This is a genomic window from Sphingomonas sp. P4_G2, assembly GCF_056401155.1.
Genome location: NZ_JBFUJY010000014.1, coordinates 1 through 12,501 on the forward strand (window position 1 = coordinate 1; position 12,501 = coordinate 12,501).

Here is a 12,501-nt window from a genome sequence, read left to right on the forward strand (position 1 = left end):
CCGCCGTTGAGCGTGTTCGCCGCCGAGTTGCCGCGGATTATGTTGTCGAGCGCATTGCCGGTGCCGTCGATCGCCGCATTGCCGGCCAGGGTCAGGTTCTCGACATTGGCGAGAGCCGCCAGCGAGTAAGTGATCGCCGTCTCGACCGTGTCGGTGCCTTCATTGGCATTCTCGACGATCACATCGCTCAGGCTGTCGACGACATAAGTGTCGTTGCCCACGCCGCCGTACAGCGTGTCGGTCCCCTGCCCGCCATCGAGCCGGTCGTCGCCGGCATAGCCATAGAGATTGTCATTGCCGCTGCCGCCGGTCAGCGTGTTCACGCCATTATTGCCCTGGATCAGATGCGACCAGGCATTGCCGGTGAGGTTGAGCGCGACGGTCGCATTGGCGTCCGATGCCGCCAGCCGCTCGACCTGGGCTGCCGCGGTCAGCGTGTAGCTGACCGACGCCAGCACGGTGTCGGCCGTTCCCTCGCCGGCATTCTCGACGATCACATCACCGGCGTTGCGGACATAATAGACGTCGTTGCCGGCACCGCCCTGAAGCGTGTCGCCACCACCACCGCCGTCGAGCTGGTTGCTGCCGGCATTGCCGGTGATCACGTTCTGGCCGGCATTGCCATAGCCGTTGATGTTGGCGGTGCCGGTGAGCACCAGGGTCTCGACATTGGCGCCGAGCGTGTAGCTGAGCGACGACCGTACCGTGTCGGTGCCTTCATTGGCATTCTCGACGATCTGCACGCCGGCATTGTCGACGACGTACGTGTCGTCGCCTCCGCCACCGTAGAGCGTATCGGCCCCGCCACCACCGTTGAGCGTGTTCGCTGCCGCATTGCCGCGGATCACGTTGGCGCCGGCATTGCCGGTGCCGTCGATCGCCAGACCGCCGGTCAGGGTCAAATTCTCGACATTGGCGCCAAGCGTGTAGCTGATCGAGGCCTCGACCGTGTCGGTGCCTTCGCCGGCGTTTTCGATGACGACATCTCCACCATTGTCGACGACATAGGTGTCGTTGCCAATGCCCCCGGTCATCTGGTCGACGCCCTGGCCGCCAACCAGCCGGTCGTCGCCGGCATAGCCGAACAGGCTGTCATTGCCGGTGCCGCCGGTCAGGACGTTCACGCCATTATTGCCCTGGATCAAATGCGAATAGGCATTGCCGGTCAGATTGAGCGCGGTCGTCGCGTTGGAGTCCGATGCCGCCAGCCGCTCGACATACCCGTTCAGGTCAGCAAGCGTATAGCTCACAGTTGCCAGCACCGTGTCGGCCGTGCCCTCGCCAGCACCTTCAACGATCAAATCGAGGGCGCTGCGCACGTAATAAACGTCGTTGCCCGCACCGCCGGCCAGCAGATCGCCACCGCCAGCGCCGTCAAGTATATCGGAGCCGTCACCGCCATTGAGGTAGTCGCTTCCAATGCCTCCGATCAGACGATCGTTGCCCGCGCCACCGAAAACGGTTGTGGACGTGCCCAAGCTCGTGGCCGTAATGACGTCATCGAAGTTCGAGCCGAAGATCGTGCCGATCTGCTCGATATTCTTGATCGTGCCGCCCGCGAACGTAACCGTCCCGCCGCTGATGATCGAGGCTGTGTTCAGCGTTACGCCCGCCGTCGCGCCGAGAAGCGAGATTGACAAAATGTCGGTGCCGGTGCCGCCGTCGGCATCGTCGCCATAGCCGATCGAGAGTTGGTCGTCGCCGGCGTCGCCAAATAGCTGATCGTGCTCAAGGCCAGTGTCGCGGACACCTACGTACGAGCCGTCAGCCTCCGCATTTCCCGACCAGATAACGTCGTTGCCAAGATCACCATGAATGACATCCGCACCATCCCCGCCGAACAGATAATCATCGTTCGACGACGGACTTATCGCGTTGCCCGACCCGATCAGACTATAATCGCCATAGAGCGTGTCGTTACCGCTGCCACCATAGATGTTGTCGGCATCGCCGGCTCCATAGAGCGTGTCGTTACCATCGCCGCCGTATAGGCTATCGCCGAACGACCCCCCGTCGATCGTGTCGTTGCCCTCGTCGCCCCAGAGATAGTCATACCCGTAATTACCGTCGATGATGTCGTCGCCGGTGCCGCCATGCATCGTTTCATAGCTGCTTCCACCGAGCAGCGTGTCGTTGCCGGCATCGCCGTACAGGCTTGGGCTATATTGCGAACCGGTCGCGTCGATCACGTCATCGCCGTCGCCGCCATATAGGCCGGAGCCACCCCATCCGGAGTAATAATCCCCAATGATATGGTCATTGCCACCGCGCCCGTAAACGTTCGCGCCGGTTGGGTAGTAAGTATCTATCGGTGCAAGAAGGTCATCATAATTGCTGCCTTCCAGATAGCCCACGGTCTGAATATTGGTGATCACGCCACCGCCGATCGTTATCGATGGCTGGGTGTGAAGCAACCGGAAGTCGGCGACGACCCCGCTGGTTGCGCCTTGGAAGCTGATATAAAGGCGATTGCCATAGAGGCCCTGAGCACCGCCATCGACATTGTCGCCATACCCGGCCAGAATATAATCGTCACCGTTACCGCCGATCAGCGTGTCGACCTCGGTTCCGAAATCGGTCGAAATTCCTCGATAGCTGGTGAAGGTGAAAGCATTCGGGTCAGGATCTTGCGAGGACAGGATATCGTCGCCATCGCCGCCGTTGATCGCATCGCCGCCGCCGCCGCCCGATAGCACGTCGTTACCGCCATTGCCGTTGATCGTGTCCGAGGCATCGCCACCCGTATAGGTGTCCGCGCCGGCAGTACCGTCGTAATTTGCCATGAAGCCCCCTCTCGCGGGGCATGTACGCACCCCAGCGCGTATTTAACCAGTACACCCTAACGGGCCAAGATCATTTATCAGGCTATTCCAGCCGGTCCGGTTGGATTTGGCCGCCGCCTTTTTTTATTCGTAGACTTGGGCTTAGCCTCCTGTCTACCTGATCAATACAGCACTACCTTACCGCATGAACTGCGATCCGCGTTCGCGAGATGGCGCGCATGACGTCACGGCGCCCACGCGACACATCGCGTGAACGCAACTAGCGTTCTGCGCTCTCCGACTCGACGAGAATTCCTTCGCCGCTCGATACACGCCAGCGCGGGTTGCAAATGCCCCGCGCCCGCTCTCAATGCTTGAACAGCGTCTTCGCCATATGCATCACCGGCGCCGCCTCGCCCCACCCTCGGTCGCCGCCACTTCGGCATCGCGCGCGGCTTGGTCGCGTTCGGCGGCGAGCTGTTTGATCAGTGCCTCGCGTTCGCCCTCGAGCCTGGTGTCGACCGGCGCTTCGATGCCGTGCGCCTTGGCGGCCTTGGTCACCGCCGTCACCGGATCCTTCGGCGTGATATTGGCGACGTTCCAATGCGTGCGGTCGTGGATCGCCGCGATCCTCGTGCGCGTGGTGCCGATCAAATTGGAGATAATGTTGCCCCTCAACCGGCCGACCGACCCAAATCTGCGTCAACACGATCGCAACTTGCCCCCACGCGCCGCACTTCCCATCTCTCCTCGGTCGCGAGGCGCTTGCCTGACGCGAACAAATCTGGAACAAATACCTACATGCTGACTCACATTCAGGTGCGCGGCGCGCGCGAGCACAATCTCAAGGGCGTCGATATCGACATCCCGCGCGACACGCTGACGGTGATCACCGGGCTGTCGGGATCGGGCAAGTCGAGCCTCGCCTTCGACACCATCTATGCCGAGGGGCAGCGACGCTATGTCGAGAGCCTGTCGGCTTATGCCCGCCAGTTCCTCGAGCTGATGCAGAAGCCCGATGTCGATCATATCGAGGGGCTCAGTCCCGCGATCTCGATCGAGCAGAAGACCACCAGCCGCAACCCGCGCTCGACCGTCGCCACGGTGACCGAGATCTACGATTATATGCGCCTGTTATGGGCGCGCGTCGGCGTGCCTTATTCGCCCGCCACCGGCCTGCCGATCGCGGCGCAGACGGTCAGCCAGATGGTCGACCGCGTGATGGCGCTGCCCGAGGGCACGCGGCTCTATTTGCTCGCGCCGGTCGTGCGCGGGCGCAAGGGCGAGTATCGCAAGGAACTCGCCGAGTGGCAGAAAGCGGGCTTCACCCGCGTCCGCATCGACGGCGAATTGTACGAGATCGACGAGGCGCCGGCGCTCGACAAGAAGTACAAGCACGACATCGAGGTGGTGGTCGACCGGCTGGTGGTCGGGCCCGACATGGCGACGCGGCTGGCCGACAGTTTCGAGACCGCGCTCAAGCTGGCCGAGGGGCTGGCTTATGTGGATTTGGTGGATGTGACGGTGGCGGTTGCCCAAAGCCCCTCCCCTTCAGGGGAGGGGTTGGGGGTGGGGCCTCTCCGCGAAATGCGACAGTCGTTCCAAGCCGAACTGCCCCACCCCAACGCCTCCCCTGAAGGGGAGGGGCTTAAAGGAATGAAAGGCGCCGGCGTCCCGGACAACCGCATCGTCTTCTCGGAAAAATTCGCCTGCCCGGTGTCCGGCTTCACCATCGCCGAGATCGAACCCCGCCTGTTCTCGTTCAACGCCCCGCAAGGCGCCTGCCCGGCGTGCGACGGGCTCGGCGAAAAACTGATCTTCGACGAGGACCTCGTCGTCCCCAATCACGACCTCAGCCTGAAGAAGGGCGCGGTCGTGCCCTGGGCCAAGTCCAACCCGCCCAGCCCCTATTACATGCAAGTGCTCGGCAGCCTGGCGCGCGAATTCGGGTTCAGCCTGGAGACGCCATGGAAGGATTTGCCCGGCGAGGTCCGGCTGGTCATCCTCTACGGCACCGCGGGCAAGCCGGTCACGCTGACCTTCGTCGACGGCAAGAAATCGTACGACGTGCGCAAGCCGTTCGAGGGCGTGATCGGCAACCTCAACCGCCGCATGCTCCAGACCGAGAGCGCTTGGATGCGCGAGGAACTGAGCAAATACCAATCCTCGCAACCGTGCGAGACGTGCCACGGCGCCCGCCTCAAGCCCGAGGCGCTGGCGGTCAAGATCGCGATGCAGGACATCAGCTACGCGACGCATCTGTCGGTGGTCGACGCGCTCGCCTGGTTCCAGGACCTGCCGCGCCACCTCAACGGCCAGCAGAAGGAAATCGCCGAGCGCATCCTCAAGGAGATCGTCGAGCGGCTCGGCTTCCTCAACAATGTCGGGCTCGACTACCTCAACCTCGACCGCACCAGCGGCACCCTGTCGGGCGGCGAGAGCCAGCGCATCCGCCTCGCCAGCCAGATCGGCAGCGGGCTGTCGGGCGTGCTCTACGTGCTCGACGAGCCGTCGATCGGGCTGCACCAGCGCGACAACGAGATGCTGCTGGTGACGCTCCGCCGGCTGCGCGATCTCGGCAACACCGTGCTGGTGGTCGAGCATGACGAGGACGCGATCCGCTCGGCCGATTATATCGTCGACATGGGACCGGGCGCCGGCATGCATGGCGGCGAGATCGTCGCCAAGGGCACGCTGCCCGAAGTGCTCGCGCATACCGACTCGATCACCGCCGATTATCTCAACGGCACGCGCTCGGTGCCGGTGCCGATGCTCCGCCGCTCGGGCACGGGCAAGCAACTGACCGTGCACAACGCCACCGCCAACAATCTGCGCGGAGTGACCGCGAGTATCCCGATCGGCACCTTCACCTGCATCACCGGCGTGTCGGGGTCGGGCAAGTCGAGCTTCACGATCGACACGCTCTATGCCGCCGCCGCGCGTCAGCTCAACGGCGCGCGCATCCTGTCCGGCAAGCACGACAAGATCACCGGGCTGCAATATCTCGACAAGGTCATCGACATCGACCAGTCGCCGATCGGCCGCACCCCGCGCTCCAACCCGGCGACCTATACCGGCGCCTTCACCCAGATCCGCGACTGGTTCGCCGGCCTGCCCGAAAGCCAGGCGCGCGGCTACAAGCCCGGGCGGTTCAGCTTCAACGTCAAGGGCGGCCGGTGCGAGGCGTGCCAGGGCGACGGCGTGCTCAAGATCGAGATGCACTTCCTGCCCGACGTCTATGTGACGTGCGATGTGTGCCACGGCGCGCGCTACAATCGCGAGACGCTGGAAGTGAAGTTCAAGGGGCATTCGATCGCCGACGTGCTCGACATGACGGTCGAGGACGCCGCCGAATTCTTCAAGGCGGTGCCGCCGATCCGCGACAAGATGGAAATGCTGGTCGAGGTCGGGCTGGGCTATATCAAGGTCGGCCAGCAGGCGACGACCCTGTCGGGCGGCGAGGCGCAGCGCGTCAAGCTGTCGAAGGAACTGTCCCGCCGCGCGACCGGCAACACGCTCTACATATTGGACGAGCCGACCACCGGCCTGCATTTCGAGGACGTGCGCAAGCTGCTCGAGGTGCTCCATGCGCTGGTCGAGCAGGGCAATACGGTGGTGGTGATCGAGCACAATCTAGACGTCATCAAGACCGCGGACTGGATCATCGACCTGGGGCCCGAGGGTGGCGTCAAGGGCGGGGAGATCGTCGCCGAGGGCACGCCGGAGGATGTGGTGAAGGTCGAGCGGAGCTTTACGGGGAAGTACCTCGCGCCGTTGTTGCGGGGACGGGACGGGAAGGTTTCGGGCAAGCGGGAGGCTGTGGCGGCGGAGTGAGCCTCTATCGCCCCGAGTTCGAGGCGGCACTGCGCCTGCTCGCGCGCATCAGCGAGGCAATGGCCGCGCGAGGATTGCCGCGACCGGTGCTGGTCGGCGGTGCCGCCGTGGAATATTATTCGGGCAGCGCCATCGCGACCGGCGATTTCGACCTCTGCTCGCTGGCGCAGGACGAATTGCACGAGGAGATGCGCCGCCACGGCTTCGTCAAGCCATCGGGCCCGGGCAAGTCGACGCGTGGCTGGGTTCATCCCGATTTTCGGCTCGGCTTCGAAATCGTCGGCGATATGCCGATGGATGGCAGCGTCGACCGAGATCATATCCTGCTCGTCGAGGATGTCGCGCCCGGCCTGTCGTTCGCCATCATCTCGGTCGAGGATCTGATTGCCGACCGGATGGGGCAATATGCCTCGGGCACCGCGCGCGACCGGATCGACCAGGCGCGGCTGTTGCTGCGACTTCACCCGGAAGCCGATCCGGAGTATCTTGATCGTCGCATTCGCGAGGAAAGTTCCGGCGACCATGGCATCGACGACATCAAAGATTGACGGCAAGAAAGGCTGGGCCGGCCCGCGCGTCACGCATGCCGAAGCCGCCGCGCGCCTTGCGGCGCGGCGAGCCGAACTGGGCGAGCCCGATCTCCCCCGCAACGCCGGCAAGTACCGCACCCCCAGCAAACGCTCGCTGCTCAAAGCGATCGAGGATGTTGGGGGGAAGTGGTAGCAAGGCGCGGGGCATAGGGCGAACCGGGAGGCCGTGGCGGCGGAGTGAGCCCCGCTCGACGCGAATGCGAAGCCCCACTCCGGCTGCTCGCGCGGGTCAGCGAGGCTGATGCATTTCCGTCGAGGACCTGATTGCCGACCCGCATGGCCATGCGCGTGCCTGATGGGTTTGCTATGCGGGGTGTGATTTCCATTCTCATGCCGCTGTAAGCGACTGATATCCCTACGGTTTTTTTGTCGAAGGGCGGTATCCGCTCGTTTCGCGCGAAACCCATCAAGGCGATCTTTTTTCGGGAAAAGCACTGACTTTTCAGTGTGATAATCTTCAGTTGGCAGCGTCGCGTGGCGCGCAAAAGGTGCCACTTTTGCGCGGGCCGCCCTGGTGCGATCGCTGGGAGACCTCTGCGCACCGCGGCCTCGGCGCCGTCGCCCGCCGTCCACGAGATTCGCGCAGCGCGTCGCTCCACCCGGCGACACCTTTCCTCGACGTCCACCTACCCTCTCCTGCGCAAGGGAGCATTGTGGTCGGGGTGGTGAGCAGCTGCGCGACGGGCGATCCTGAGCGATAAAGGGGTTATTGCACGTGGCACCGTAACTCAAGTCTGCGACAGGATCGTCGATCTGCGGCGCAATCAGATAGCGGTGGCTTCGGGGTAGTTGCACGTTGCCGTAACTGTCCGCCTGCCTGCAGTTATAAGCAACAGAAATGAACTAATCTCCGAGCATCATATGACGATATAACCTTGACCGCGCGGTCCATATCTGGATTGTATTACCGGAGAGGGGCTTATGGCGAAAATCAAGCGCATCGAGATAGAAAACTTCAAAGGAATTCGACGGGCAGAAATAGAACTACAGTCCGGAAAAAATCCTGGTCGTTTTATAACGCTGGTAGGTCTCAACGAGAGCGGAAAGACGACCCTACTCGATGCGATATCTCATTCTGTTCTTTCGGACTTAGATACCACTAATCTTATGAAATCTGTTCAGGGAAAACCTGAGCTGAACGACCTCATTCCTCGAGATGACAAGGCAGCGTTTACAGATAATGTAACAATTATTTCGCACATTGAACTTGATTCAGATGATATATTTGCAATTGAAAATCATTTGTCTGGGCTTGGCTATATATGCACCGAAGAAATTCGGAGCGCGCTTACCGTCACCCGACAATATGAATTCGTAAATAGCACATATATCTCTACGTTTAATAGATACAACTTTCGAGTAAATGTGAGAAAGAAAAAAGGGAAAAAGGATCTCGTTTTTTCCTACGACCAAACAAAAGATCATTGGCAGGCAACTATGGCGTTCATACGAACCCGCCTTCCCTATATAGTTTATTTCCCGACATTTTTAGTCAACTTCCCCGCGAGAATATACTTGGAGGGGAGTCACGGCAACGTTGATAAATACTATCGCGACGTCATCAACGATGCTCTCCAGTCTCTAACCCCTTCACTGAGTATAGATCAGCATATTCTGAACAGAATTAGAATTCATCGAAAGCCCACCAAAGCGAATTTGGGCTCTACTCTTAGGGCATCTCCCGAAGGGCAACAGATTGATGCAACGGTGCAGCGACTTTCTGCCGAACTGAACCGCGTTATATTCGGGGCCTGGAATGATATCTTTGGAAAGAGAATACAGGGAAGGAGAATTAATATAGAGTGGCATATAGATGAGATGCATGGGAAAGAAGTTTATATTGAGATATATATTGTCGACGGAATATCCCGCTACTATATTCAGGATAGATCCCTCGGGTTTAAGTGGTTTTTTTCCTTTCTACTATTTACCCAGTTTCAATCCAAAAGATTGGAAAGACACCAAACAATATTTTTGTTCGATGAGCCAGCAAGCCATCTTCACGCGAAAGCGCAGACGAGGCTGTTACAAAGCTTCGAAAAAATTGCTGAGCCAAATCACCTGATTCTGTATTCAACGCATAGTCATTATCTAATTAATCCCATGTGGCTCGAAAGCGCCTATATAGTTGTTAATGACGCTTTTAATTTCGAAGAAGATGACCCGACGTCAGAATTATCGGAGAGAAGAACTTCGATATCTTCGGTAAAATATAAGAGATTTATATCCGAAAATCCCTCAAAAACAACCTACTTTCAGCCCGTTCTAGATGCAATTGAGTACGTTGATTCGCCGATGGTCATAAATGGCCCCGCGCTTATTTTGGAAGGGAAATACGATTATTATCCTTTTATGTATTTCCTAAGAAATAATAGCGATTTTAGTTTGAACGTCTATCCTGGCCTAGGCGCGGGAAGCATGGGATACCTAATCAGCATGCTTCGGGCAAAAGGTCAGCGCTTCTGTATCATATTGGATGACGATGAAGCAGGCAGAAAGGAGAAGGAGAGATATAAGGAGGATTTTATTCTGTCAGATCTAGAGGTCGTCACCCTCGGTGACATAGATCCAGCGTTTTCTGGATTCGATTTCGAAAATTTATTTCAGAACGATGTTAAGACCGCGGTAAAAGCCCATTTTGATACCCGATCTATTAAAAAGAAAGATTATTACTATTTTTTCCAATCTATTTTATCGGAAAAGAACAGAGATTTTAAATCTACGTCTAAAGTTATGAATAAGATATTTCTAAAAATGTCTTCCATTTTAATTGGGAAATCTTGATGGGTTTAGCTTCATGTTGTATTGCGACTCTACTAAATCCAGGAGTTATCGGCTAACCCTGTTCAATTCCGCCACAACAACACTCTTAAAATTACGGAATGACGTTGCCACGAGTAATTACCGCTAAATTGGCAACCTTGTCCGCTACTCGTCCAAACGGCCACCGCATCGCCGACGCCATTCAACCCGGCATCCCCTCAAACTGCGGCAAATCCAGCGGCGCCACCCACGCCAGCCGCCGCTTGGTGAACATCTCCACCTTGGGTTCGATCCGCCCCGGATTATCAAGACTCCCAAGCGTCACGAAGACCGCGCCGGGGAAGCTTTCCAGATTGCTCGAGAACACGCGCGCACCACACTCCGGGCAGTAGTTGCGGTCCAGGCCTTTGCCGGATTCGGCGATGTAGTGGAACGGCACGGGCGATCCGCTGGTCAGGGTGAAATCGTCCTCGGGCACGCCGAAAAAGGTTGCCGCCTCCCCGCCCGATGCCTTCTTGCAGTCCAGGCAATGGCACAATGCGACGAAGCTGGGGTCGGTATCGAACTCGAACTTGACGCTGCCGCACGCGCATTGCGCCGTGTATTTCTTCGCCATGGTTCCGGTCTCCTCCGTCGTCTGATGTCCTTTGAGTGGCTTCGGTGACAGTCTACCGAATAGAGCGGCCCGCTCCAACTGTGCGTCGGGCCCAAATCGGCTAAAGATTCCCGTGACCTACCGGCCGCGATCGTGATATCGGGCTCGTAAAGGGAGAAGTCGCTTGCGTCTGATCATCGCATTATTGCTGCCGTGGTTGCTGTTCTTCACGATCGGACGGCCCCTCGCCGGGATCGTCTGTCTCGCGCTGCAGGTTACGCTGGTCGGTTGGCTGCCGGCGGCGATCTGGGCGGTCTATTCGCTCAGCCAGTACAAGACCGACCAGAAGATCGACGCCTTCCGCCGCGAGCAGCTCCGCTGATCGCCGGGTAGAACGCGCGATCGGCGCCCGGCCGCCGCGGGCCGGGCGCGCCCGCACCCCTAGAAATTCTTCGCGATCAGCTTCTCGCACATAGCAACGCTCGGGAAATCCATCAGCAGCGTGCCGTAGCGCGCCAGCTTCGGGTTCTTCGCCGCATTGTCCAGCCAGGTCTCCACGCGCGGGTTGACGTCGTTCGCGACCCCGCGCGGCGGCACGCCGAGCGCGGCGCTGGAGAAATTGAGGTACCAGGAATCGGGCATCACCCCGTTCGCCGCATCGTCGAGCACGCCGATCACGATGTTGGCCTTGATCGGCGCAATCTCGTTATACTTGTCCTGCAGCCGGAACGACACGCCCTGGAGCGTGCGGTAATCGACATTGCCCTTGCCGGGATCGACCCATTCGAATTCGTTGGTGCCGAATTCGGACACCCATGCGGGCGTTCCCCAATATTTCTCGAACACGTCGAGCGAGACGAAATATTTGACCGGCGTGCCCCCGCCCTGATGCGGCCTGCCCTCGAGCCGGCGCAGCACGACCAGCCGGCCCTTCAGGTCGTTCATGACCGGGGCATATTGCCCGATCGGATCGAGATAGGGTTGCTTGGCGGCCCCGGCAAAGGCCTGATTGACGCAGGCAATGATCGCATTGGCCCAGGCCAGATCATCGGGACCGTCATCGACCTTGAGCTGGACGACGATCGTCTCGTCGGTCGCATTGACGTTGAGCGAGCCGTCGAGGAATTTGCGGAAGGTCGTCGCCACCTCCGCCAGCGTGTAATAGGTCGGGTAGCTGGCATGCACCACCTGCAGCGCCGTCGACTTGGTGCTGACGCGAATGTCGAAATAGCGTACCCCGACATAGAGCTGTTCGAGGATCGTCATGTCCTGGCAGCAATTATAGGCACCCATGCCGAACGTGCCGCTGTCGTGCGTGCCGGGCATGGTGACCTGATGGAGCTGGAGGGTACCGGCGAGCTTGCCGGTCCAGGGCGCGAAGACATGGTCGATCGTCACCGTCAGCGTGTCGCCGTCGAGCGAGACGCGCGTGCCCGCCATCGTATCGGTGCCGCGCGCCGACGTGTCACCCTTCAGCCGGACGCCGTAGTCGCGGAGCTTGCCCGACGTTCCCGTCAGGAAGATTTCCATGTCGGAATCGTGAGCGTTGACCGTGCGCAGCGCGAAAAAGGTGCCCCACGTGCCCTCGGCAACCGCTTGGCCGATCTGGACCGGCTTGCCATCATTCGCAACCACGATTGGCGGGGCACCGGGAGCGACGATCGCTCCCTGACTGTTGTTGACCAGATAGACGGTGATGATTGTTCCCATGTCCGACGACTCCCAAGCCCGTTGGTTTCGTACGCGTCATGATGGCGGGTTGATAGGTGCTGGCGGGCGTGGACCCCGGATAAATTGCGCCCAAATCGGATGAGTTAGCGCGTGCGGGATGACAATGTGGCGCGCCCCAACTGCCGGGTCAGGCTAGTGTGGTGGATTTGAAATTCGCCACATTAAGCGGCTAGGTACGGAGCGAATTTCAAATCCTTAAACCACACTAGAATCAATGGTTTCTAGT

Annotated in this window: 8 protein-coding genes and 1 pseudogene; 5 read left to right on the forward strand and 4 right to left on the reverse strand. The window is 59.4% G+C overall.

Going from position 1 to position 12,501, the window contains the following annotated elements; translation table 11 throughout:
* The coding region (locus AC1DRD_RS21870) for a beta strand repeat-containing protein (protein ID WP_478043018.1) at positions 1-2,783 on the reverse strand (2,783 nt) is incomplete at its 3' end.
* A gap of 378 nt (positions 2,784-3,161) precedes the next feature.
* Positions 3,162-3,425, reverse strand: a pseudogene (locus AC1DRD_RS21875) (cell cycle transcriptional regulator TrcR); the annotation flags it as partial.
* Positions 3,426-3,563: 138 nt separating this feature from the next.
* Here AC1DRD_RS21875 and uvrA point away from each other — a divergent pair.
* The 4 genes from uvrA (at position 3,564) to AC1DRD_RS21895 (ending at position 9,970) form a co-directional block, all read left to right on the forward strand.
* Positions 3,564-6,596, forward strand: a complete 3,033-nt coding sequence (gene uvrA / locus AC1DRD_RS21880) for an excinuclease ABC subunit UvrA (protein WP_478043019.1) — start codon at positions 3,564-3,566, stop codon at positions 6,594-6,596.
* Positions 6,593-7,144: a hypothetical protein gene (locus AC1DRD_RS21885; RefSeq protein ID WP_478043020.1), complete on the forward strand. Its 552-nt coding sequence runs from the start codon at positions 6,593-6,595 to the stop codon at positions 7,142-7,144. Before uvrA ends, AC1DRD_RS21885 begins: the two co-directional genes overlap by 4 nt.
* The gene (locus AC1DRD_RS21890) at positions 7,119-7,319 is read left to right on the forward strand and encodes a hypothetical protein (RefSeq protein ID WP_478043021.1); all 201 of its coding nucleotides are present in this window, start codon (positions 7,119-7,121) and stop codon (positions 7,317-7,319) included. Before AC1DRD_RS21885 ends, AC1DRD_RS21890 begins: the two co-directional genes overlap by 26 nt.
* 788 nt (positions 7,320-8,107) lie before the next feature.
* Positions 8,108-9,970: an ATP-dependent nuclease gene (locus AC1DRD_RS21895; protein WP_478043022.1), complete on the forward strand. Its 1,863-nt coding sequence runs from the start codon at positions 8,108-8,110 to the stop codon at positions 9,968-9,970.
* 181 nt (positions 9,971-10,151) lie between these two features.
* On the opposite strand, the gene AC1DRD_RS21900 is transcribed toward AC1DRD_RS21895, so the two are convergent.
* Positions 10,152-10,565, reverse strand: coding sequence for a GFA family protein (locus AC1DRD_RS21900; protein WP_478043023.1), 414 nt, complete (start codon positions 10,563-10,565; stop codon positions 10,152-10,154).
* Between the two features lie 163 nt (positions 10,566-10,728).
* Here AC1DRD_RS21900 and AC1DRD_RS21905 point away from each other — a divergent pair, with 163 nt between their 5' ends.
* Positions 10,729-10,926, forward strand: coding sequence for a YqaE/Pmp3 family membrane protein (locus AC1DRD_RS21905; RefSeq protein ID WP_478032840.1), 198 nt, complete (start codon positions 10,729-10,731; stop codon positions 10,924-10,926).
* Positions 10,927-10,985: 59 nt separating this feature from the next.
* Here AC1DRD_RS21905 and AC1DRD_RS21910 read toward each other — a convergent pair whose 3' ends face one another.
* Positions 10,986-12,254 carry a PI-PLC domain-containing protein gene (locus AC1DRD_RS21910; protein WP_478043024.1) on the reverse strand — a complete coding sequence of 423 codons (1,269 nt, stop codon included), beginning with the start codon at positions 12,252-12,254 and terminating at the stop codon, positions 10,986-10,988.
* Positions 12,255-12,501 lie beyond the last annotated feature (247 nt).